The organism is Collinsella tanakaei YIT 12063 (genome assembly GCF_000225705.1).
GTDB classification, from domain to species: Bacteria; Actinomycetota; Coriobacteriia; order Coriobacteriales; family Coriobacteriaceae; genus Collinsella; species Collinsella tanakaei.
The window spans coordinates 38387-62534 of the sequence record NZ_JH126469.1 but is presented as its reverse complement, the minus strand read 5'-3'; the positions used below and the strand labels follow the sequence as shown (position 1 = coordinate 62534).

At 56.9% G+C, this 24148-nt stretch carries 18 protein-coding genes; 5 read left to right on the top strand and 13 right to left on the bottom strand.

Annotated features, from left to right (window positions below):
* Positions 1 to 15 precede the first annotated feature (15 nt).
* Positions 16 to 660 (top strand): NADAR family protein, encoded by a 645-nt coding sequence (locus tag HMPREF9452_RS05365; protein ID WP_315968581.1) that lies wholly within the window; start codon positions 16 to 18, stop codon positions 658 to 660.
* 93 nt (positions 661 to 753) lie between these two features.
* On the opposite strand, the gene HMPREF9452_RS05360 is transcribed toward HMPREF9452_RS05365, so the two are convergent.
* The 3 genes from HMPREF9452_RS05360 to HMPREF9452_RS05350 all read right to left on the bottom strand — a co-directional run bounded on the left by HMPREF9452_RS05360 (position 754) and on the right by HMPREF9452_RS05350 (position 3450).
* Complete coding sequence (locus tag HMPREF9452_RS05360; RefSeq protein ID WP_009141112.1) at positions 754 to 1065, bottom strand: hypothetical protein; 312 nt, start codon at positions 1063 to 1065, stop codon at positions 754 to 756.
* A 549-nt stretch (positions 1066 to 1614) separates the two neighbouring features.
* Positions 1615 to 2250 carry a DedA family protein gene (locus HMPREF9452_RS05355; protein ID WP_009141111.1) on the bottom strand — a complete coding sequence of 212 codons (636 nt, stop codon included), beginning with the start codon at positions 2248 to 2250 and terminating at the stop codon, positions 1615 to 1617.
* Between the two features lie 144 nt (positions 2251 to 2394).
* Positions 2395 to 3450 (bottom strand): YeiH family protein, encoded by a 1056-nt coding sequence (locus tag HMPREF9452_RS05350; RefSeq protein WP_009141110.1) that lies wholly within the window; start codon positions 3448 to 3450, stop codon positions 2395 to 2397.
* 257 nt (positions 3451 to 3707) lie between these two features.
* Here HMPREF9452_RS05350 and HMPREF9452_RS05345 point away from each other — a divergent pair, with 257 nt between their 5' ends.
* The gene (locus tag HMPREF9452_RS05345; RefSeq protein WP_009141109.1) at positions 3708 to 4598 is read left to right on the top strand and encodes a LysR family transcriptional regulator; all 891 of its coding nucleotides are present in this window, start codon (positions 3708 to 3710) and stop codon (positions 4596 to 4598) included.
* Between the two features lie 25 nt (positions 4599 to 4623).
* Here the strand turns inward: HMPREF9452_RS05345 and HMPREF9452_RS05340 are convergent, their stop codons facing one another.
* From HMPREF9452_RS05340 to HMPREF9452_RS05310, 7 genes are all read right to left on the bottom strand, one after another.
* Positions 4624 to 5604: a phosphoglycerate dehydrogenase gene (locus HMPREF9452_RS05340; protein WP_009141108.1), complete on the bottom strand. Its 981-nt coding sequence runs from the start codon at positions 5602 to 5604 to the stop codon at positions 4624 to 4626.
* 13 nt (positions 5605 to 5617) lie between these two features.
* Positions 5618 to 6445, bottom strand: a complete 828-nt coding sequence (locus HMPREF9452_RS05335; protein ID WP_009141107.1) for a Cof-type HAD-IIB family hydrolase — start codon at positions 6443 to 6445, stop codon at positions 5618 to 5620.
* Positions 6446 to 6463: 18 nt separating this feature from the next.
* A complete protein-coding gene (gene ilvD / locus HMPREF9452_RS05330; RefSeq protein WP_009141106.1) occupies positions 6464 to 8104 on the bottom strand; it encodes a dihydroxy-acid dehydratase in 1641 nt (546 codons plus the stop codon).
* Between the two features lie 73 nt (positions 8105 to 8177).
* Positions 8178 to 9557, bottom strand: coding sequence for a PTS galactitol transporter subunit IIC (locus HMPREF9452_RS05325; RefSeq protein WP_009141105.1), 1380 nt, complete (start codon positions 9555 to 9557; stop codon positions 8178 to 8180).
* A 68-nt stretch (positions 9558 to 9625) separates the two neighbouring features.
* Positions 9626 to 9913 (bottom strand): PTS sugar transporter subunit IIB, encoded by a 288-nt coding sequence (locus tag HMPREF9452_RS05320; protein WP_009141104.1) that lies wholly within the window; start codon positions 9911 to 9913, stop codon positions 9626 to 9628.
* A gap of 61 nt (positions 9914 to 9974) precedes the next feature.
* Positions 9975 to 10439: a PTS sugar transporter subunit IIA gene (locus HMPREF9452_RS05315; RefSeq protein ID WP_009141103.1), complete on the bottom strand. Its 465-nt coding sequence runs from the start codon at positions 10437 to 10439 to the stop codon at positions 9975 to 9977.
* A gap of 29 nt (positions 10440 to 10468) precedes the next feature.
* Positions 10469 to 11089 (bottom strand): bifunctional 4-hydroxy-2-oxoglutarate aldolase/2-dehydro-3-deoxy-phosphogluconate aldolase, encoded by a 621-nt coding sequence (locus HMPREF9452_RS05310; protein ID WP_009141102.1) that lies wholly within the window; start codon positions 11087 to 11089, stop codon positions 10469 to 10471.
* 401 nt (positions 11090 to 11490) lie between these two features.
* On the opposite strand from HMPREF9452_RS05310, the gene HMPREF9452_RS05305 reads away from it, so the two are divergent.
* A complete protein-coding gene (locus HMPREF9452_RS05305) occupies positions 11491 to 12096 on the top strand; it encodes a helix-turn-helix domain-containing protein (protein WP_009141101.1) in 606 nt (201 codons plus the stop codon).
* Between the two features lie 115 nt (positions 12097 to 12211).
* Here the strand turns inward: HMPREF9452_RS05305 and glmS are convergent, their stop codons facing one another.
* On the bottom strand, positions 12212 to 14098 hold the full coding sequence (glmS, locus tag HMPREF9452_RS05300) for a glutamine--fructose-6-phosphate transaminase (isomerizing) (protein WP_009141100.1): 1887 nt from the start codon (positions 14096 to 14098) through the stop codon (positions 12212 to 12214).
* Between the two features lie 881 nt (positions 14099 to 14979).
* Here glmS and HMPREF9452_RS05295 point away from each other — a divergent pair.
* A complete protein-coding gene (locus tag HMPREF9452_RS05295; protein WP_009141099.1) occupies positions 14980 to 16077 on the top strand; it encodes a LacI family DNA-binding transcriptional regulator in 1098 nt (365 codons plus the stop codon).
* Between the two features lie 57 nt (positions 16078 to 16134).
* Here the strand turns inward: HMPREF9452_RS05295 and HMPREF9452_RS05290 are convergent, their stop codons facing one another.
* Positions 16135 to 16782 (bottom strand): HAD family hydrolase, encoded by a 648-nt coding sequence (locus HMPREF9452_RS05290; RefSeq protein ID WP_009141098.1) that lies wholly within the window; start codon positions 16780 to 16782, stop codon positions 16135 to 16137.
* A gap of 168 nt (positions 16783 to 16950) precedes the next feature.
* Between HMPREF9452_RS05290 and HMPREF9452_RS05285 the strand changes: the two genes are divergently transcribed.
* Positions 16951 to 17790 carry an ATP-dependent sacrificial sulfur transferase LarE gene (locus HMPREF9452_RS05285; RefSeq protein WP_009141097.1) on the top strand — a complete coding sequence of 280 codons (840 nt, stop codon included), beginning with the start codon at positions 16951 to 16953 and terminating at the stop codon, positions 17788 to 17790.
* Positions 17791 to 18003: 213 nt separating this feature from the next.
* On the opposite strand, the gene HMPREF9452_RS11295 is transcribed toward HMPREF9452_RS05285, so the two are convergent.
* The gene (locus HMPREF9452_RS11295) at positions 18004 to 24093 is read right to left on the bottom strand and encodes a discoidin domain-containing protein (RefSeq protein ID WP_009141096.1); all 6090 of its coding nucleotides are present in this window, start codon (positions 24091 to 24093) and stop codon (positions 18004 to 18006) included.
* Positions 24094 to 24148: the final 55 nt, after the last annotated feature.

Here is a 24148-nt window from a genome sequence, read left to right as displayed (position 1 = left end):
CACTATCCGATATTGATGCAATTATCCTCGAGAACTGCGCAGCGACATGTAAAGCCGACGCTACCCTGCTGGCAATGTGATTGCAAAATGGATCGCAAGAATGCAAAGAGCCACCTAGCATCACTGCAAATGCTGTACATTTGCAGGAGGTCACACTCGAACAGACATCTGAGTGAGATTATCTGCTTCCATAACCCAAATGAGGAAAACGGCTACCTAAGCAACTGGCATCCATCGCGCTTCACGGTACGCGGGGTAGCGTTCTCTTCAATGGAGCAATACATGATGTACCGCAAGGCAATGTGCTTTAACGACGAAGAGGTCGCCACGCGCATACTCGAGATTGACGATGTTGGGGAAATCAAGCGATTGGGACGACTCGTCGCACACTATAACGAGCACATATGGAGCGGCATGTGGCAGATTGAGGTGTACGAGGGGCTGGTTGCCAAGTTCGGGCAGAACCCGGACCTTTGCGCGCAGCTTGACGAAACCGGCAACGCCATGCTGGCTGAATGCGCGGTCAAAGACCGCATCTGGGGCATAGGGCTGTCCATGAAAGATCACGCCCGACTCGACCCCGCGCTATGGCGTGGGCAAAACCTGCTGGGCTACGCATTGATGCTCGCAAGGAAAAAATCTGCCGCGCATAGTAAATGACGAAGGGACGCCCCATACGGAGCGCCCCAACCACAAAGCGTTCATTTGATTGCGTGCGAATGCCTTCGGGCGCCGCGCGCCCCGTTGGATTGCCTACTCGGGGCGAACCCAACCCTCCTGCACCGACTCGTAGAACGTGGCGTTTTCAAACAGGTCGTGCAGGCTCTTGCCATCCAACCAAGGGAGCTCGACGAGCTCGGACATGGTGGTAACAAGCTCGGAGCAGTCGGAGAAGCGACCCTTGGGGTTGAGCTTCTCGCAATCCTGCACGCGCCAGTAGCCGTCGGTGTGGGTGATGTAGTACTCGTGGTCGTCCACATCCATGAACACACGGGTCTTGGAGCGCAGGTAAGCCAGCAGCTCCTCAAACGAAAACGTGAGAGTGTCGTCTGCCTTCAGTCCCATGGCTGCCTCCTCGGCGTCGCGCGCCCCGCCGGGCGCTCGGATGTAATAGCTACCCTCAGTTAAACCCCCAAATACCGTTCGCCAAACGATTAAATAGGTAGACGGGCAACCTATTCGAGCAGCGGTAAAGATTGGGCAAGAAGCGTGACGATTGCGTGTTGATACGAGGTGCATGAACACATTGCCGCTTTTTATTCTTGTGACGCTCTCATTTATGCAGGTGCCAAACTGTTTTGATACAGCTTGCCATACGGCAAAGCACCCCCTGGCCCATAGGGCCTTGTTGCCGCGCACCGCCTCGAGCATCCGCCATCGGCGCCGCCGCCCAAGCGTCACGCAAAAGAGCAAAAGAAATAAAAAAGAGCAAAAGTTGTAAAAGTATCTTTGACGAAGCCAACAAAAAAAGGCCGCTTTTCCCGCTGTGCGAAACGGGGAAAGCGGTCTTTCTTTTGGTTTCGTCGATTGGAAAGGGACCCGGAGGCGCTAACGCCAGCGATCGGCAGCCCGCCGCCGGCCCATGCGCAGGGTGCTCGAGCGCCTTTGCTCGGTTTACTCGGCGCGGTCCTTCTTCATGGCGGGGATAATGCGCTTGACAATCCACCAGGCGATGACGGCGACGGCAATCACGATGATAACGATCTTCACGATGTCAGAGAAGCCCTCGACCTGCTGAGACACGGTCTCCCACGCATTGCCGGCGTAGAAGCCCAACGTGCACAGCACGGCGTTCCACACCAGTGAGCCCACAAGGGTGTACAGCGTAAAGCGAATGATGCCCATCTTGGCGGTGCCCGCCGGAATAGAGATCAGGCTGCGGACCACGGGGATGCAGCGGCAGATGAGCACGGTGATCTGGCCGCGCTTATCAAACCAACCGATCGCCTTAGCAACGTCACCGGAGTGGAATCCCAGCATGCGCATGGGTTTGGTGTCGAAAAAGCCCTCCAGGCGCTCCTGCGACAGCAGGCGGCCAATGCCGTACAGGAAGAAGGCGCCGACGACGGAACCGACGGTCGCGAACGCGATGACACCGGGCAACTGCATGTCGGTCTGGGTAACCAGGGCGCCGGAAAGCGGCAGGATGACCTCGCTGGGAATGGGCGGAAACACGTTCTCAAGCAAGATGAGCGCCGCGACGGCGAAATAGCCAAACTGGCTGATGAACGAGAAGAATGCCTCTTGCATAACCGAACCTTTCGTATTTGCTGCGCGCTACATCATATATGCAGGGGCGCCCGCCCACGAAATTTGTACGGAATGCTAACGAAACGTGGACATAGAAAAAGGCGCCGGCACCCATCATCGAGCGCCGGCGCCAATAAGGTCAGCCTACCAAATGCCAAGCAGATGCTGCATGCCCAGGCTCACCAGAGCGATGCCGATCCAGCAGCACAGACCCATAAAGATGGGTTTGCCGCCCGTCTTGACCAGCTTGACTATATTGGTGTTGAAACCAATCGCCGCCATAGCCATAACAATGAAGAACTTGGAGAGCTCCTTTATGGGTGCGGTCACGCCCGCAGGCAGCGCGAAGACCGTGGTGATCACGCTGGCAAGCACAAAGAAGAGGATAAAGAAGGGGAAGATCTTCTTGATATCGAACGTGCCCGCAGCTTCGCCGCCCTCGCCGTTCGCGGCGGCGCGCTTGGCCTTGTGAACCTGCCAAAATGCCAGCGCCAGCGTGATGGGGATGATGGCGAGCGTGCGGGTGAGCTTCACAATGGTCGCCTCGTCCAACGTATTGGCGCCAGGGTGCATGCCGTCCCACGCGGCAGCAGCGGCGGTTACGGACGAGGTGTCGTTGACGGCGGTGCCGGCAAACAGGCCAAAGCCCTCGTTTGAAAGGCCAAGCATGCCGCCAAGAGCCGGGAAAATAAGCGCGGCGATGATGTTGAACAAGAAGATGACGCTGATGGCCTGCGCGATCTCCTCATCGTCCGCATCGATAACCGGAGCGGTCGCCGCGATTGCCGAGCCGCCGCAGATTGACGACCCCACGCCCACCAGAGTGGAAATCTTGGTGGGGATCTTGAGAGCGCGATGCAGGGCGAAAGAAATCACCAGCGACGTGGTGATGGTCGCCACGATAATAGGCAGCGAACGGGCGCCCACGCGCGCGATCTGGGAAAGGTTGAGGCCAAAGCCCAACAGGATGACCGCGTACTGCAAGACCTTCTTAGAGGTGAACTTGATACCGGACGCAAACGGCAGCGCCGCGTCGTCCTTAATAAACAGCGCCAGCACCATACCGATGAGGATGGCGAAGACCGGCCCGCCGATCACGTCAAAGCGCTTGCCCAAAAACCATGCCGGCAGAGCGATAAGCAGGCATAGCGCCACGCCCCTCCAGCTATCTTGAACCTTGTTCCACGTTCTTCCCGCCATGTCATCGTCCTTTCCCTAGGCGCTGCCCCATGTGCCGGGCCACCGGCTATCGTATGCGGTGCAGCTATTCCCAGCCCGCCGCCGGGTGAATGTGCAAAGAGATGGTACTACCTTGGTTTATAATTCTTTTCACCCATTTGGTTATCACTCCATAAATATTTGTTATATATGGACGATGTCCCAGTCGACGCCGCGGGCGACGCCGCGTTAGACGCTGTGGTTGAGGCTGCGGACGATATCTGAGCATAGGAGACACCATGCTGGACTACCGAACCCACACGTTCTTGGCCGTGTGCAAGCTGGGCAGCTTTACGCGGGCGGCCGCGGAGCTGCACATCACCCAGCCCGCCGTATCGCAGCACATCCGCCAGCTTGAAGCGCATTACGGATGCGACCTATTCTACAGGGGCGGCCGGCGCGGCGAACTTACGCCGGCGGGAGCCATGCTGTTTCGCGCGCTGGAGACCATGGAAAACGATGAGGGACGCCTCAAAACGCAAGCAGAAGCCCTGTCACAAGAGCAACCTGCCAAAGCGCCGCTGCGTTTTGGATGCACGCGCACCATTTGCGACTATTGGATGCCGCGCGTGCTGGCCCGCCACATGGCGAAGCACCCCGACGAGCTGGTGCGGATGAGCGTGGGCAACACGCATGAACTTGTGATGCGCCTAGAGGCTGGCGACATAGATTTCGCCCTGGTAGAGGGATCTTTTGACCGGGAGCGCTTTGACTTCGCCACCGTGTCTCGAGAGCGCTATGTTGCCGTTGGGTGCGTGGACGAGTTTGACGCGCCGGACGGCCCCGCGTCCCTGACGGACCTGCTTGGTCGCAGGCTCATTCTGCGCGAAGAGGGATCCGGCACGCGCGAGATTCTCGAAAAGCACCTGGCAGCGCGCGACCTCGCCGTAGGCGACTTTGCCGGCACGCTCGAGGTCGCCAGCATCCCCGCCATCAAACTCTGCGTTCAGGCGGGGGCTGGCATTACGTTTATGTATCGCGCGGCCGTGCAGCGCGAGCTTGATCAGGGCGAGCTGCGCGACATCACCCCTGCGGACTTCTTTGTAGAACATGACTTTCGCCTGATCTGGCAGCGCGGCAGCCTGGCTGCGCGCCGCTACCAGGAACTCGCCCGCTCCTGGGCTCAATAGCTGCGCGAGCGATTCAGCCGACCGCCTAAGAGAACCTCAGCCTATCAACCACCGTAACTTTATTGGGAAGTACGGCCCCGTTCATGAATGCCAAAATATTGTCGACCGCCATGTCGCCCATTCGAAGGTTCGCCTCCATCGTCGATGATCCAATATGTGGAGTAGTGAGCACATTTGGAAGGCTCATATAGGAAGTAGGATCTGGCGGCTCCTTAACGTAAACATCGACCGCGTATCCGCCAAGATGTCCAGACATCAGAGCCTTCTCAAGAGCCGCCTCACGAACGACCCCCGCACGGGCCGTGTTAATCAGAAGCGCATCCGGCTTCATTCTTTTCAGCTCCCGAGCTCCGATCAAATTCTTGGTCGCCGAAGTCAGAGGCACATGAATTGTCACAACATCCGAAGCGGAGAGAAGCTCATTGAGGCTCGTATATAGAAGCCCGAAGCGTGCGGCCTCATCACGTTGGACGATGTCGTTGCCCAAGATATCCATCCCGAACCCCATGGCACGGCTGGCAACCGCCATGCCTATAGCGCCTACACCAATAATGCCAATTGTCTTACCATAAAGAGTTCTGCCTGGAATTTTATTCCATACGCCACCCTTGAGCTGATTAATGCTCTGAGTCACCATGCGAGCTAAATCAAGAATGAGGGCAAAGGTGAGGTCAGCAGTTTCCTCTTTGTTGGCACCAGGGGTGTTTGCCACAGTAATATCCCGCTTGCCAAGCTCAGAGAAGTCGATATTATCTAAACCCGCTCCATGGCGAACGACAAGCTTGAGATTGGAAAGCTTGCCAATAGTGGCAGAGTCGAGGCGGTCGTTACCCAAAATAATAACGTCGGCATCCTTAGCATGCTCAACGATCTCGGCGGGAGTCAAAGGGCGTCCATAAGGATTCAAACGGACCTCACACCCTGCGTCCTCAAGACGCTCCACAGGAAACTTGTTAAAAATACCAAACGTAACGGCGCAAGACGCAACGATCAAACCGCAGGACAACCCCGAATCCTCCCTACGTTAAACAGCCCAAACGACCCATTAGATATCGCGACACTCCGGACTCCGTGCAGCTCGCACAGAGGTGGTCGGCAGCAAGTTTGCAGGCATGAACGGCATTCTCCATCGCCACACCGTCTCCAGCAGCGCGCAACATGGTCGTATCATTTTCATTGTCACCGAATGCCACCACATCAGCCGTGGAAACGCCTAAGAATCCACAAAGCCATTCAAGGGCGGCTCCTTTGTGAGCACATGCGTCAGTTATCTCAACGTTGCAAGGGAGAGACGTGCTCCTCCTGAGTTCAGCACGTCTGTCAACAGCATCCCACACAAGATCGCAATCTTCTTTGGTATGGTAAAAAATATTGAGTCGACAAACGGGGCCCGTCTGCGTCATCAGCTCTTCCATTGAACAATCGAACAATGTTCTACCAGCTTTAATGAAGTCCCTTGTAGGTCCCGACAATTCCACTGTATCAATGTACCCAAAACGACTACGTTCGGTATAAACGCGCCTATCCGCAAAAACATCGAAAGTTATTTGGAGGCTAGACAGCTCGTTGTACAGCCCCAAAACTGTGCGCTTTTCAATGGGAGTCTCTTGCAAGACGCGACCAGTTTTCGCATTCACCACGAGAGAGCCATTGCAACAAACCGCATACGAAACACTTGGATGAGCCAGCAGCTCCGAAGGAATATCGCTTAGATTGCGGCCTGTACAAGGAACAAACTGGACGCCACGAGCATACGCGACGTCCAGCATGTTCCTGTTTTCGGCCGTAATGATCTTATCGGGCGTTAAAAACGTTCCATCCAAATCGGAAAAGACCATCTTGACCATATTTATTCCTAAATGTAATTAACGAACAACGGCACCCGTTTTCGCAGAACCTACAGACTTAGCGTAGCGCTCGAGCAGCCCACCGTTGTTCTCATGAACGACCGGCGCCCATTTCTCTCTACGCTTGGCAAGCTCCTCATCGCTTACCTCAACCTCAATCAAGTCGCGGGTAAGATCAATGTTGAGCACGTCGCCATTCTCCACCAAAGCAATGGGTGACCCCTCGTACGCCTCGGGACAAAGGTATCCGACTGAAAGACCTCCAGACGCTCCAGAGAAGCGGCCATCAGTTATGACAGCGGAGTTAGGGATGCCCTTCATAATCTCGGTAACGCGATGAAGCTCCTTCATTCCCGGACCACCCTTGGGACCCTCATAGCGAATTACCACACCAGTTCCAGGCCTAATATCCCCAGCATTATATGCGACGAAAGCTTCCTCTTCTGAATTGAAGACCTGTGCGACGCCAGACCACACATGCTGGTCAGCGGGCACAGCGCTCGTTTTAACCAGTGCGCCCTCCGGTGCAAGGTTGCCGTAAAGCACCTGAATGCCCTTCGCAACAGAATTAGAATCATCTTGGGTTCGGATAACAGAGCGGTCGATTAGGATGTCGCCCTCAAGATTTTCTCCCAGAGTCTTACCCGTCACCGTCATCACTGAGGTGTCCAGGTCGCCCTCGATGGTCTTAAGAACGGCGGGGATTCCTCCTGCTTTGTATAGATTAATGCAAGAGATATCGCCGTTCGGCACCACATTGCATATCACCGGGGTCCTGGAGGTAATCTCAGCAACCTGCGACCACGTGCAGCTCAAACCAAGTTCTTTGGCCAAAGCGGGCAGGTGAATCAAAGCGTTGAGAGAACCGCCGATGGAAGCAAGCAGCTTGACCGTATTGTCAAGGGCGGCCTGGGTCATAATATCGGAGGGCCTGATGTTGCGGCGAACCATATCCACCACGGCGGCACCGGTACGGCGCGCACTGAATCGCCTCTGACTCGTAGAGGAGGGCCAGAGAGCCCCCATGGGAAGCATCATGCCGAGGCCCTCGGTTAGGCAGCCCATGGTATTCGCGGTTCCGAGGAACGGGCACACGCCCGGACCAGTGTAGTATTTTAGCGTGCCTTCGATAACCTCACGCTCAGTTGCCTCGCCAGCAAGGAATCGCGCGCGGAGCGCTTTGGACTCAGAAGGCTTAATTTCGTCATAGCAAGGCCCACAGGTCACCAGGGCAGACGGAAGGTTGATGCGCGCCGCAGCCATAAGCATTGCCGGAATAATCTTGTCGCAGCTTCCTAGGTAAACAACACCATCGAAACACCCCTCTCCCACAATCATAGCTTCGCACGAATCAGCAATGATTTCGCGATGAGGAAGACAGTAGCGCATTCCAGCATGCCCCTGAGCGATTCCATCGCACATTGCAATGGTGTTGAACTCGATCGGTTCTCCACCCGCCTCGAGAACGCCTTTCTTTACCTCGGCCGCGAGTTGACGCAACGGCTCGTGTCCGGGGCAAACCTCATTCCAGCTGTTGGCAATTGCAATCAAAGGCTTGTTGGTGTCCTGAAGAGAATCGATGGATATACCCGCCGATGCAAGATGCGCTTTGGAAATCGCTCGCTGAAACGGCTCGAGCTTATCAATTGCACGCTCCATATAGGACACCTCCTTTCTTTGTAATGGGACGAAGAGCAAACCGCCCTTCGTCCCTTATAGGTATGTACTCTTCTTACATCTCGTCGTATTCGGCAGCGTAAGCTTCAATCTTCTCCATGGTGATCTTCTTCTCGACCACATACCAGATGGCGATGAAGGCGATAACCAGAGCTGGAACGACGATAATCGCGTTCTCAGAGATGCAGCTCCAGAAGATGATGGCAGTCTGGGTAAGCGAGGGGCCCGCCATGGAAGCAATCTGGCCATCAAATGCCAGACCAGCGGACTGCGCCATCTCGGTCATGAACGGAGCGGCGAACGTGCCGGCATAAAGAATCGCAGCCATAACGGGAATGGAAATGAGAATGGAACGGAACACGTTACCACGGCACAGGGCCACAACAAGAGCGACACGGAAGGTCACAACTGCGAGGTCCGCCAAGGGCATCATACGATTGCCGGGAAGGATGAAGGCCAGCAGGATGGTCACCGGAATCATGATGAGTGCGGTGGTGATGACCTCGGGGTTGCCGACAACAACGGCAGCATCCAGACCAATGGAAAGGGCGCGGCCGCCAAACTTCTCGCTCGTGAACTTCTGAGCGGCAGAAGAGATGGGCATGAGACCCTCAACAAACATAGCAGTCATCTTGGGCATGAGAACCATAACGGCAGCTACGTTGATACCAGTAAGGAAAATCTGGTCAAACGGGAACAGTGCAAGAGCGCCCATCGCGCAACCGAGGATGAAGCCCAGCATCATGGGGTCGCCAAAAACACCAAGATACTTTTGAACCCCCTTGATGGAGAAGTTGACCTTGTTGAGACCCGGAATACGGTCGATAAGCCAGTTCAGCGGAGCAGCGATAATAATTGAAGAAGTATAGGAAATGGTGGGAAGCGTCACATCGGGAATACCGAAGAAATGCTCGATAAGAGGCTGGGTCCAGTCGGCGAACTTGAACGTCATGACCGCAGTGATGGCGGTAGCAACTATTGCCCAAATGATATTCTGGGTCACAAAGAAAACCAGGATGCCCACGATCATCATATGATGGTAGTTCCAGATATCGACGTCCATAGTATTCGTCTTCTTGAGAACCAGAAGCAAAATGTTGATGCCGAGGATCTCGAAAACCAGGAAAGCAACGATTGGGGACGCCCACGTCACCGAAGAAATTGCACCCCAGCCGACATCGGTAACGTCGAGGTTGAGACCAAAGTTGGCGACCATGGCTGCTGCCGCAGGGCTAACAGCGGACTTAAGCAGGTTCACCAGCAAGTTAATGCCAACAAAGCCGCAAGTAATAGTAATGCCGCTCTTGAAGGCCTTCGCAATGGGGAGGCGGAAAATCAAACCGATCACCATGATGATGAAGGGAAGCATTACATACGCACCTGCACCAATAAATGCCTGGAATACTGCATATGCGCCATTAAGGAATGCGTCCATAGCGCTCCTTCCAAATAGAAATTACTCTTTTGGGGGCTAATAGTGAGGGTGTCTAGATTTAGACTTCTCTACTCTTTAAGAGCCTCAACGATCTTCTGGAGAGTCGCCTCCTCGTTAATGCCAGTGAGCAACGCAATGGCCATGATGCACGGAGTGGTGACATCGGGATCCTTGAACTTGCCGGAGGTAACAACCAGGTCGTAGTCGTTCGCCTTGCTGTGAAGCTCAAGCATCTTGCACTGAGTGACCTGAATATCAACGCCATGGTCAGCACAGTAGTCCTTAACCTTGGATGCAACCACGGTAGAAGTCGCAACGCCGTTGCCGCATGCAATCAGAACACGTTTCGTAGCCATGAGAGTTTCCTTTCCATCTTTCTCTCAACGCCCCCTTTGGGCGCATGATTCCAAACTCGAATTAGATGAGCTGATCGCGAACCAAATCGAAAATCTCTTCTTCGCTCTCAGCCTTTACAACCTTTTCGATGAGCTCTTGGTTTTGCACAAGCGCAATGACCTTCTGAAGCATTTCCAAGTGAGCGTGCGCCTCGGTAAGGGCAAGCATGGTCACAAGCGATACCTCACACGTCGTCTCAGGATCATCCATGCGATACCACGCCACCGGATGCTCGAGAACACCAATGCAGATCGCCGCCTTATTCACGTTCGCAACATCGCAGTGAGGCATAGCAACGTTGATGCCGCCCATGTCCAAAGCGGTCGGAAATATCTTTTCGCGCTCCAAAATCGCGTTGGTAAACGTGTCCTTGGCATAGCCTTGACGCTCGAGCTCCGCCGCCATGGCACGCTCCACGTCCTCAGTCGTCAGGTCGTCTCCCTTGATACGCAATACCAATGAACTATCGAGACTCAGATCCGCCATTCTTTTCCCTTCTTCAGGCCGCACGCGGCTTACCAACAAACGTTTTCTTCAAGTCGCTTGATAGCGGCTGCAAGATTCTTGCTATTGCATGTCTTGATATCTTCCGGATCAAAAATGCCCGAACCGATACCAGCGTATGTGGCGCCCTTGTCGAAAAAGCTCTGGACGTTGCCCGTTCCGACGCCACCCACAACCATAAGCGGAAGCTTCCCAAGGGGCGCCTGCACAGCTTTGACATAATCGGGACCCAGCTGCCCCGCCGGGAACACCTTAACAATGTCGGCACCCATATCGAACATCATCTTGATCTCGCTGGGACTGAACGCGGCGGGCACCGTAATAACCTCATTCTTCTTAGCAAAGTCAAACATCTCTTTAGTAAACATGACGGGAGACAGCATGAATTCGGCTCCAGCATCAACCGCCTGCTTTGCCAAATCAAGATTGGTAACAGTGCCTGCTCCTACGCGAACCTCTGCTCCAAACTCTTTGCGAGCCGCAGCAATAGATTGCATGGCATGCGGAGAATTGCTTGCCACCTCAATGGAGTTCACCTTTGTCCCAACCAGCTGCTCCACAACGCACAGAACCTGCTCTGTCTCGTATCCCCTCAAAATGACGGTAACTTTTGGAAGTAGCATCCCGCTCATTGATATCTTCCTTTCGACGCTTATCGTCTGTACGCCGCAGATATTAATACGTATTTTTTTGTTTTCCAACTTAGGACTATTTGCACTGTTTCTACATATTACAAATCGCCTATTTTGTCTCGATTACATAGATAGAGACTTTGCTATTAAACCTGCTATTCCTACAAGTTTTTTCTTATTTACGCAGGTAGTATAGCTATATATATCTGTATCTTCTTTTATTACGTATTTTGAAACAGCTTATTTCACTTAGTTAATCCCTTATTGTTGGGGTAATTTCATTATGTATATATTTCGCTATCTTTTGTATATTTCTTACACTAATCCACTTATTTCTCCACTATTTCTTCACATGTATGGCTCAAAATGTATGAATCAAATCGTTAGCTTACGGAGGCATCATGGAATACGGTCGGAAACTAGCTGAGTTCAGATTGGACCGAGGTATGACGCAGGAAGAGCTCGCCAGCACGATTGGCGTCTCCCCCGAGGACATATTGAGCTGGGAATCCTGCTCGGACTACCCGAGCAAATTTCATCTCACAGCAGTCGCCACTGCGCTGCGGGTTAAAATCTCATCCATTATCGACAAAGATATCGATGCAATGATGGCGGCGATCCATGTCGCAGAGACACGGGAGACCCTCTGCATGGCAACACTTACCGCTCTCGCACTTGTTTGCACCGCGGGCCTCGTCGCAACCTCGCAGCTCTCTCCCGATAGCGTTCCCGCCGCGGCAAACGTGGTCAAAGCTCTGCTGCTCGCCATTTTCTTGGTACTCGTGGCTTCTAGAAGGAGTAAGACTTCTCTTAGGGCAAAGGCATATCGAGAGGCGCTTGAAGCGGCAGACGGCTCTCATTCGGCCTTTGTGCTAAAGCGTAAGGCAGGGAAAAGCCCCAAGCTGGTTGCTTTGCAATTCGTCCTTGGCGTCGTCCTTGCCTTCTTGCTTATCACGCTTCTCGCGATTATCGAGCCCGGGTCTCGTTTACCCTGGGTCATGCTATAAAAGAGGGGAGGTGGCAGATGCAGCCCCTCCCCTTTACGTTTCTCATTATGACAAATCCAAAACCAAGACTTATTGTGCGCGCCGCAGCAGCTGCGCAACCGCAGAGGCGCTCCCCCTACTCCACCGTCACGCTCTTGGCAAGGTTGCGCGGCTGGTCCACGTCGCATCCGCGCAGCAGGGCGACCTCGCGCGCCAGCAGCTGCAGCGGAACCGTCGCGGTAATGGGGCTAAACGCATCGCGCACGGCGGGCACGTAGATCACATGGTCGGCGATCGCGCAAATGTCCTTATCCCCTTCCGTGGCGACCACAATAAGGGACGCGCCTCGGGCCTCGCACTCCTTAAGGTTGGAGACGGTCTTGTCATACGTGGGGCTCTTGGTCGCTACGGCGATCACGGGGAACCCGGGCTCAATCAAAGCGATGGGACCGTGCTTCATCTCGCCCGCGGCGTATGCCTCTGCATGCAGGTAGCTCACCTCTTTGAGCTTGAGCGCGCCCTCATAGCTAATTGCGGCGCCCATTCCTCGTCCAACAAATAAAGCGGACGAGGCATCCTTGCAAGCCAACGCGGCATCGTGGATCGCCGGCCGCTGCTGGTCCAAAATGCGCTGGATCTGCTGCACGGTATCGCCCAGCTCGCGGAACAGCAGACGTACCTGTGCCTGGCTCAGGCGACCCTTTACCTGGCCCAGCAGCATGGCCAGCAGCGTCAAAGACACCACCTGGCCAATAAAGCTCTTGGTAGACGCAACGGCCACCTCTTTGTTTGCCTTGGTATAGATGACGCCGTCGCTTTCGCGCGCCACGGGGCTGCCCACCACGTTGGTGATACCAAAGACCTTGGCCCCCTTGATGCGCGCGTCGCGAATGGCGGCCAGGGTGTCGGCAGTCTCACCGGACTGACTTACCGCAACCACCAGGGTAGACGTGGTGATAATGGGGTTGCGGTAGCGGAACTCGCTGGCAGCCTCCACCTCGCAAGGAATGCGCGCCCAGCCCTCGATAAGGTTCTTCGCAACAAGGCCCGCGTGGTAGCTGGTGCCGCATGCGATCACGTACACGCGGTCGATAAGGTTGAGCTCCTCAAGCGTCAGGCCCAGCTCGTCAATAGCCAGCGCACCGCCGGCAAGACGGCCCGCCAGCGTATCGCGCACCACGCGCGGCTGCTCGTAAATCTCCTTGAGCATAAAATCCGGATAGCCGCCCTTCTCTGCGGCATCCGCACTCCAGTCGATGTGCGTCACCGGCGGCTCGACGGCCTCGCCCGCAGCGTTGGTGAAGGTTGCGCCCTGCGGGGTGAGTCGCGCGAACACGCCGTCCTCCAGCACCACCACGTCGCGCGTGGCGTCCATGATCGCGATGGCGTCCGATGCCACGTAGCTGCCCTGCTCGCAGCAACCGATCACAATGGGCGAGTCCTTGCGCGCCACGGCGATCACGCCCGGCTCGTCCTCGCACACAGCCGCCACGCCATAGGCGCCCACCAGGCACTCGCACGCCTGGCGCAGCGCGGAAACCAAGTCATGCGAGCCCGGCTTGCCGTCACAACCGTAGTATGCCTCCTCAAGCAGGTGGGCCAAAACCTCGGTATCCGTCTCGCTCTTAAAGACGTGGCCGCGGGCGACAAGCTCCTCGCGCAGCTCTGCAAAGTTCTCGATAATGCCGTTGTGCACAATGGCGATGCGCCCGTCGCAGCTGGTGTGCGGATGCGCGTTCTCCTCTGTAGGACGGCCGTGCGTAGCCCAGCGAGTGTGGCCGATGCCGCAGGTAGCACAGCCGGGAACAGCGGCGCCCGTCTGGTCGATCTCGCCCGCCGCCGCCAGCGCCTGCCCCATCATGGCGACCTTTCCAACGCGGCGCACCACCTCAAGGCCAGATCCGTCCGGCCGCTCGAGCGCAACGCCCGCCGAGTCATACCCGCGGTACTCCAACTTAGACAACCCGCTGGTCAAAATGGCAGCCGCGCCGGCAGTTCCGGTATAGCCCACAATTCCACACATAGCGTTCTCTCCAACAATAGAAGGCGCGCCAGCCATCGCCGCCAAGGCCGCCCTGGCACCACCGCACCCCTTTGGAGGGCGGCGACCGCGTGCTTCTGGAAGGCTGACCGGGCGAGGGCTCGCGCGCTTTTTCAATGCCGGCGTATTATTGTAAAAAGAAAGCCGCGCGCTTTTATTAACGTCTGGTTACACATATTAAATATCAGTTGTGCGCGATGGCGGTTTCGCCTCCTTCCATGCCATCCGCCCCTCTTGCCCCCCGTGCACCCTCCCAATACGAAGCCACGTTCAGGTTCTTGCAGGGCAACTGCTAAAATCGCCCTCCAGTTAGAGTTGGCGCTCTGCTAAAAAAGAGGTCCAGTTCACGCCGGGTGCTGAAAATAAGCTCCAGTTGGACTTGGCGCGGTCAGCCCTCCGGGCGAACAAGGCCCCTACCTCGCGTTTCCCCGCACAGTCCCTTAAGGCCTCCACGCCCAAGTCCAACTGAACCGCGTTTTCAGCATTGCCAAGTCCAACTGAACCCAAAAAGTAGAAGTCGAGCGCAACCGGAGGCCATTTTCAGCAGAAGCCCAAGTCCAACCGGAGGCCAAAAACAGCACCAGCGCCCAACCCCGCGCCCAACCCGCGCCCAACCAGCGCCCAACCCGTTCCCAATCCCGCACCCAACCAGTGCCCAACCCCGCGCCAGGCCTCACGCCAAGCGCCCAGCGCCGCCCCCATCCATGTAACGTGCGCCCCCGCGCAGCAACTCCCCAGGCAAACGTGATAGACTAGCAAGCAAGATTGAAGCGTATCAATTACGCATCAACCGCTGCATATACGCGTCAAACCGCGCGCGAAGACACATCCAAACCGCCGCGCGCCTCTGCACAAGGACCGCCATGGCTAAAGTCACTATCCAAGATGTCGCCAACGAGGCAGGCGTCTCGCTGGGAACCGTCTCCAACGCGCTCAACCACCCCGACAAGCTCAAGCCCAGCACGCTCGACGCGGTACGGCAGGCCATGAGCCGCCTGGGATTCATGCCCAACCAAAGCGCGCGCATGCTCGCCGGTGGCCACAACGCCTCGTTTGGCCTGGTGCTGCCGCGCCTTGATCACGGCTTTAGCCTGCAGATCGCCAACGGCGCCCACAGCGAGGCCCGCCGCCACGGATACGGCCTGCTGATCGCCAACGCAGACAACGACGAGATCTTGGAAAACAACTACCTTCGCTATTTTATGGGCACGCAGATGTCCGGCGTGCTGGTGCAGCCCATGGCAATTGGCGACTGGAGCCCCTACAGCGAGGCCTTCCCCGTGCCAACGGTCTACCTGGACATCCACAGCGACCAGCCCGGCTACTTTGTAGCGGCGGACAACCTGGCGCAAGGGCAGCTCATCGCCGAGCACGCCATCTCATGCGGATCGCAGCGCGTCGCGGTCATAGGCACAAGCGAATACATGCAGCTGGCGCTTCGCGTTAAGGGCATAGAGCGCGTGGCGGCAGCGAACCCCCAGGCTTCCTTTGAGTTTTTGGACGAGGGCGAGTGGAACCTTGCGCGCGACGGCTTCATGATCGCCCAGCGCCTCGCCAAGCTGCCCGCGGACCGTCGACCGGACTTTATCCTCGCCCTTACCGACGTGCTGGCAACCGGCGTTATCGCAGGCGTGCAGGACGCGGGCCTTAACGTTCCCAACGACATTGCGGTGGCGGGCTGCGACGGCAACCCGCTGGCATGGAGCGGCAGCGTGCCGCTTACCACCTGCGCTCCTCCGGGCTATGAGATTGGCCGCCGCGGCGTGCAGTTCCTTATCGACCAAATCGAACGCAGGCGCGCCTTGGCGTCCGGCGAGGCTAAGCCAGAAGATTTCGCGAACGAGGACCCATGCCATCAAACCATGATCCGCCCGTTTCTGCTTGCCCGCCAAAGCACTGTGGCAAAGACCGCGCACCAGCAGTCGGCAGAGACGGCACTCAACCTGGGCACGTACCTGTAGCAGACCGGAGCCATCGCGTCCGGCGCCGGGCCACCGCGGGCCAACCGCGGTCCAGCGCTAGATCGACAACGCTGCCGGCAGCTCTGCCAGGCTGCCCAAGACTCGGCGGCACATGCCAAGGATCTCCTGGCTGGGCTCGATCAAGTCTGGCACCAAATACACGCTCGCGCCCGACGCAAAGCCCGCGCGCACGCCGTTGGGCGAGTCCTCCACCACCGCGCACTCCGCGGGGTCGACCCCTTCAAGCTCCATGGCGCGCAGGAAGATGTCTGGCGCGGGCTTGCCGTTTTCCACATCGCCACCGCAGGTCACATGGTTAAAGTAGCCAAGAAGGCCCATGCGCTCCAACGTGGGCTCGGCCAAATCCCTAAAGGTCGACGTCGCCACGCTGCAGGACACGCCCGCCGCGCGCAAGGCCTCAAGGCACTCGATGGCGCCGGGTTTAAGCTCAAGCTGGTCGCCCAGCTCGCCATGGCGAATCTCGCGCGACAAGAAGAACACGCGCTGCGCATCCTGGGCGTTTCCCAGTACATCCGTCAAGCTCGCCAAAACATCCGGCCTGGTTCTACCAATAAAAGAGTAGATAACCTGCTCTGTCACGCCCTCAAATCCAAGACGCTCCGCAGCCATCGCCCACGCCTTACGTCCCAGGCGCTCGCTATCAACCAGCGTTCCATCCATATCGAAAATGACTGCCTTGACCATGCGGTCACACCCCTTCTTAAATTCTCGTCGCATTGTCCACGCGTTGGCGCCATTGTGCCATAATGCGCACCAACAATTGGACGCCACCCAATCCGTTACATCAAGCGCCCAGCGTTCACGCACCGCTGCGTGCTCGCACTCGTTCATCCAATGAATAGAGGACCCACCATGCAAAACAAGTTGAACGCACTCAAAGATCTGCTGCAAAGCATGGGGACCGTCGCCGTCGGGTTCTCCGGCGGGGTCGATAGCACGTTTCTCGCCGCCGCCTGCGCACGATTCATACCTAACAACGCACAGCTCATCCACCTTGATACGCCGTTTTTGGGCACGCCGGAACGCGAGTCGTTCAACGCGGCCGTCGCCCAGCTGGGGCTGCCCGTGACCGTGATCAAGCTGGACCCCTTTGCAAATCCCCAAGTTGCCGCCAACCCGCAAGAGCGCTGCTACCACTGCAAGCTCGCCGGGTTCACAAGCATTGTCCAGGCCGCCCGCCAACTGGGCGCCGCCACGGTGGTCGAGGGCAGCAACGCCGACGACGCGCACGATTATCGCCCCGGCATGCGTGCCATCGCCCAGTTGGGCGTACGCTCGCCCCTTCTGGAGACCGGCTGGCATAAGGACGAGGAGCGGCACCTGCTCCGCGAATGGGGCTATCCCGTATGGAGCCTGCCCTCCGGAGCATGCCTCGCCACACGCGTCGCCCGCGGGCAGGCCCTTACGCCTGCGCTGCTGAGCACCATCCGCCGCTGCGAGGACCTGCTGTCCAGCCTTGGGCTCATCCAGGTTCGCGCCCGCGTCAACGGGTCCTCGCTGCGCATCGACGCCTGCGCCCACGACTTAGACCTGCTTAGCAGTCTTGGCGGCACGCGCGACGGCGACTGCGTCTCGCTTCCCTCCCAAGTGCTCGCCCAGCTTGAAGCGGTTGCGTCTTTGGACGATGCCTCGCCCGTAGCCTCGATCGATCCCACGGCGCGCCTCTACCGCAGCGGAGCCATGAACGCGTAGCCACGCAAGCAGCGGCGCGCCGGCCAGCGGCACCCCACGCGCCGGTGGCGCCCCGCGTGCCACGGCGCCGCCACAACCCGCCAAACAGCAAACGGGCCGGCCCCGCGCGATGCGGAACCGGCCCGTTGCCTTTTTGCCCCTATGACAGGCGGGGTCTACCTGCCAAAGCGCTTGCCTTGCGTGAAGCGCGATTACACACGACGCCTCGCGGTCTTACGCGTACATCAGGTTGATGAAGCGCATCAGCACGGTCGCCACCTCTGCGCGCGCGGCGCCGTCGGTGGGGTTGAGCTCGCCCGTGGTGTCATCGCCCGTAAACAAGCCCTCTGCCACAGCCCAGCTCATGGCGACCTTAGCGAAGTCGGAAAGCTCGTTAGCATCCGGGAAGTCCACCTTGGCACGCGCGGAAACATCCATACCCAGGTACTCAGCGTAGCGCATCAAGAACACGGCCACCTGCTCGCGGGTAACGTCGGCGTTGCCCTGGAACTGCTTGGAGCCATCGGGCATATCCACGCCGGAAAGCAGCCCGTTCTCAACGCCCCATGCGGCAGCGCCAGCGTAGAACGCGTCGGCCGGAACATCGGCCAGGCTATCCTCGGTGGCAGCCTTGGGGTTGAGTTCCAGGTTGTGGAGCATGGCCACAAACATGCCGCGCGACGTCTTGCCGTAGCCATCGAACACGCGGGTGCCGTCCGCAAGCTCCACGCCGTTCACAATGCCGCGGGCGGTCGCAAACGGAACAACGCCCTCGGCGAACCAGTCAGAAGCCGACACGTCGGACATCTTCTTGGCGTTGTCCACAACCTTAAGGTCGCAGCTGCCGTCAATGGCAACGGTCACGCCGTCTGCACCCACCGCGGTCTTGGGCAGCACGGTCTCCTTGCCGCCCTTGTCCACCATCACAACAACCAAGCCGGGATCGACGGTCTTGTCACCCTTGTCCTTGGCAACGGGAATGGTCACGACAAGCTGGGAATCCTTGTTCACGGAAGCGGGAACCTTAACGGAGATGACCGGCGCCTTTTTGGACGAGGTCTGCTCCAGAGCATCCATGGGCAGGGTAACGGAGCCGTCCTTGGCCGCGTCCTTGGAAACGGTCACGTCAACAGCGGTCACGTTGCCCTTGGCGTCTACGTCCACCTTGGTGCTGGTGCCGTCCTTAGTGGTGGTGGTCACGGTCTGGGATCCGTCGGGGTGCTTCTCAACCGTCACCTTGTCCTCGCCCTGATCCGGTGCGGGAGCGACGGGACGAGTCTCAAGCTGCTTGATGGCCAGCTCAAGCGCGGCGCGGGCATCGCTCACCTCACCCAGGGTCTGGGTGTAGTTGCCAGTCTTCTGCTCAGCCTTGATCTTCTCGACCATGGGCTCGAGGACGTCGAGAGCGGTCTTGACCTTGGCAATTGAGGCATCAGTGTACTTGCCGCTGTCGACAGCCTTCTTGGCATCAGCCATGAGGGCCTCGAGCTTCTCCATGCCGTACGGATCCTTGAGGTCAGCTTTCTTGTAGCCGTTGACCTGCAGCTCGATGACGTGGTTATCACCACCAGTGGCTCCAGTGTCTCCAACCCTACCATTGCCATACAGACGGATATAACGGGCGGTCACAGCCTTCTCGCCGTTCGCAGTGAAGATGCTCTTCCCAGCGGAAGTCTCTGCGTAGAGCTCGTCGGAAGCGTCAACATCGAGACCGAAGGGATCCTTGTCCTCACCCGAGTGGGAGTAATACAGAACCTGCTTGCTCTCGAAGTCCGCGCTGTCGGAAACAACCAGAGCGGTATCGGCATAGGTCCTGCCGTCCTTCCAATAGCGCCAAAGCTGGACATCGTTGATTACGCACTCGGCACCCAAATCGACCTGCATGTACGCAGGCTCTTTGGCAGCGTCGTTACCAAAGATTGCATACTGTCCGTTTTCGCTCGAGTTGTATGCACCGTCCGTCGCCTTTGCCAGCGGGGAGCCAGCGTTAACAACGCTGCTGGTCTCATCGCTGCCGGGCAGCCAAGAAGCCGTCGGAGCAATGCCCTTGGCGATGTTCTTAGCAGAAGTGTCGCCCTGGCCAGGAATCAGAGACTTATAACCCTTAAGCAGAGCCTCGTAAGCGACCTTCTGTGCAGCGGCATCGCTCTTGAGAGCTTCCTTTGCAGCAGTGATCAGGCTGTCCATGCCTGCCTTGGTCCAGGAGTCACCGGTAACGCGGTCCTTAACGCCCTCGACGGTCTTGATAAGGTCAGCCAGCGGAGAAGCCGGAACCTCGTCGTAGCCCAGGGACTTGTCGTAGACCTTAACGCTGCTGAACGCGGAAGCATCGGAAACGGTGATGGCAGCTGCCTTCACGCCGTAATCGAGCGTCTTCTTTGCGTCGTAACCGTTGCCGGAGATCTCGCCATTGACGTAGACCTTCAGCATGCCATTGTTCTCGCGAACACCGGTGATGGTGGAGAGCTCCTTAACGACAGTATCGGAGACGGCGGAGACACCGTTAACCGTAAAGACGACCTTGCTGTCGTTGTTGATGGAGAGACTCCAGGCATTGCCCTGCGCAACGGTGGCACCAGGGGTCACGGTCTCAGCGATGGCAGCAACGGAGAAGCCGTTCTTGCCCTCAACGGAGCGCTTGGCGGAGGAAATCTGAGTGTCGGTGATGGAATCAGCGGACACAACCACACCATCGGTGTAGGCAACGCGAGTGACAGAACCCTTAATTTTGTTGCCAACGGAATCGGCACCGGCTACGGCCTTAACCTTGACCTTAGCGCCGTCCTTATAGGCCCTAGGCAGAGTGATGTCGAAGGTCTTGAGATCGGCATAAGCCTTTACAGCATCGTCGGACAGAGCGACCTTCTCATTGTCTACGGTCACCTCGAAGGAGGCTCCCTGAACATGCTCGGAGGTCTGAACGCGCAGAGTCTTGTTGTTCTCAGCGTACAGCTTCTCGAGTTCGGGGGCCGTCGTGTCCTTCTTCTGAGACAGATGCCAGATCTGGACCTCACCCGGCTGAAGCTCGATGCTCACCTCTTCACCGGCGGCATAAGTCTCTTTGGACTCGGTGATCTTCGCACCATTATGGCCATAAGAATGGTCGATGGAACGGAACCAAGTGCCATTGGCCTTTGCACCGATGCTCTCGTCCAGCTTGAACTTGATGGTCTTGGTGGTTGCGGCAGGGTTACGCATGGAGATGATGCCCTCGGTGCCCGCAGTGTTGAAGCCAGCGAAGCCGTAGGCGTTCTGCTCACCGGCAGCACCGGTAGGATCACCAGAAAGCGTCGCGGTAGAAGAGGGGGTGCCACCGAACATCTTCGCGTTGCGAAGCATGTCGAAGTTCTCCTCTTCCCACTTGAGGAAGTCGGCGTTAACCAGGTACTTCTCCGTATCGAAGATGGAATCGGAGTAGTAGAGCTCCCAGAATGCGGTGCCGCGGGTGCCCATCATATACAGGTAGTTGCGGAACTGCTCACCATCCATGGAGTCGGCGTTGATGCCCGTATCTTGCTTGCCGTAGATGGGGTCATGGTTGTAGATGTTCGCCAGCGGGAACTGGAACTCGTGATTCTTAACAAAGTCCCAATACGCGCCATCACGATAGGTGAGCATGGCGTTCATTTTGTCATCAAGCGTGCCATTGGTGCGCTCGCCACGGTCAGCGACGCACTGCATCCACACGGAGTTGGACCACTGGAGGAACCAGGGGCTCGGGTTGACGTAGCAGGTCAGCGAAATCCAGAGATCGTTGATCTCCTCCTCGCTGGCGGTCTCCCACACGCGCTCGAACAGAACGATCCACTTCTCCCACAGGTCGGTAGAGTGATAGAAGTTGCTAGGACCACCCACCATATGATGGTGCTCCTCATTATATGCAGCATAATCCTCACCGGAAGCGAACGCATGATACTGGCCATTGTCAGCAAAGCCGTCCCATTTCCAGTAATTAACACCGTAGTCCTGCATCCACTTGACAGCCATGTTGCCAAACTCGGTGACATAGCGCTGGTCAGCAACATCGATAGAGCCGCCGGCCTTGGAGCCCTTGCCCGCTTTGGTCATGATGTCAGCAAGTTCGCCGTAATAGTTGTAGCCGCCGCGCGGACCAATCCAAACGCCGAAGTTAGAGCCCAGCTTCTGCACCAGGCTGCTGGAGGGCGTAAGGCCCTGAGGGAACTTAGTATTAAACGTCCAGAAGCCATCTTTGTTGATGCCCTCGCCGTTCCTACGATTATCGGCATCGCTGGTCAACTGCCCCTCGGCCGGACGATAGTTGTTCCAGCCGTCATCCACAACATAGGACTCGAGCGGACGAACGCCGGTCTCAGAAAGCTGCTTATCAACAGCCTTGAAGGATTCGATGATGTTCTCGTCATCGATGAACATCATGTTGTCGAACCAGGAGTTGTACTGGATGCGGAACTCGCTGGGCTTGGAAATATCATCGATGTAATCGAAGAAGTCTGCCTGGATGACGTTCATGTCATCGCCGTCATCATGCGTGGCGCCACAAACGGTCTGCCAGGTCACATATTCGCCGTCTTTTGTCAGCTGATTATCGCGCTTGAAATCAGCAAAGTTCTTGCCAGTCCAATAGCGAGAACGACCCATTTCTTCGACAATCTGCGTGTCCGTCTCGGGGAATTCAGATCCGAAGAACATTCCGTTGACGTAGAACGGCTGACCAAGAACCGCCTTAGCAGCCTCCATAGCCACGATGCCCTGCGTGTTGGGGACAGTCCAGTCCTTCTCGCCCTCATCAACGGCAAGATGCTCGCCATCGATATAGCTGATGCGGGTATCCTCGTCGTCAGTCTTGAGCTCGAGCCACTTGCGCATGTAGTGATCGCCATCGTTCATGACGACCTTCATCTCAAGCTCAGCATCGGCGTCGGATCCGAACTGGAACGGCTTGAAATCGAAGGTCACCATCTTACCGGATTCGCCTTCGGCCTCTCCGATCTCAACGTTTTCAATCTCAAGATCGCTTGCCTTGATAGCACCCTTGTCCGACTCGGGAACAGAGGTGAATTTACCATCGTAGAGAGCGATTTCGGAACCGGCGGCGAAGGAACCACCAGTGCCCTCAGTGAAGCGAATGCCGACGTAGCGAGCATCTTCGACCTTTTCGTTGAGGCCGAAGTAGATCATCTTGGGATTTGAGCCATCGTAAGCACCGGCATAGTTAACTTTGAAAGAGCCCTTCTTGTTCTCTTTCTCGAAAAGCTTGCCCTCATCGTTCGAAGCGTAAACCTCAAACTTCTTTGCGTTACCGTTGGTGTTTGCGCCATTTGTAGCCTGTCGGCCCGTATAGCCGATAGTCTGGAACGCAACATTCTTGCCCGCATCGCCGCGGTCGATAGTCACATCAACGGGCATCTTGTTAACTGTGCCCTCATTGCCCGCCTGATAGCCGGAATGCCAATACGTATTGGTCTTTCCGTCGATAAGCGCACTCGGCCCGCTGCCGTCGCCAGGCTGATTGGAGGACGCCTTTATCTCCCAAGCCTCTGCAGCCTGACCCCTAACAAGAGACGAACCCTTTGCATCGAAAGCATCAAGCTCAGCGACGTTCATCGCCTTGTTTCGATTCTCATTTTGCCAATGGTAGCTGCTTGTTGCACGAAGGCGCAGCTTGGTAGTCTTTACCTCATTTTCCAGCTCGATCGTCTGTTTCCCGACCTCTTTTTCGCTGGAGAAAGAACCCTTTTTAGCCTCTGCCCATTCCGAGCCGTTCCAATACTCAAGAACATACTCAAGAATACGTCCCGTGCAGTCATATTTTTCGGTCGCATCGCATCGCGGAGTGTATTCGACTTTTTTGACGGACTTATTCGACCCGAAATCAATTAGCAGATACTGGCCATCGAGATTCGAGGCCTCCTCGCTTGAACACCAGTACGTGTCTGCATCTCCATCGATAGCGTTCGCAGCAGAAGCCCCTTCGCCTGAAGTCGATGAACCAACCTCCACACGAACAGAAGAAGCACCAGGCATGATGCTGGTCAGGTCACCCGGCTTGGGCTCCAGGCGCTCGGCGGTCACCATTTGCTGAATGACAAACTCTTCGGAACCGCTTTGAGGATCGAAAGCAGTGCCCTTACCCGCAAGCTTGTTGTCGATCTTGCCAGGCTTCAGCTTGTTGTCTTTGATGCTAAACGTACGAGACAGAGCGTCGTTACCGATGGTTACGACGTTGTCGTTCTTTTCCACGTTAACGGCGCCATATCCGGACGCCGCAAACGCGGGGACGGAGAAACCGATGGCTCCAACCACAACCGCCGCAACGGCAGCTGAAGCCAACCTAGACTTCTTCATCCATACCTCCCTTTCCATGTTTGGGATTTTTGGATGTCCCCCTAGCGTGCAAAGC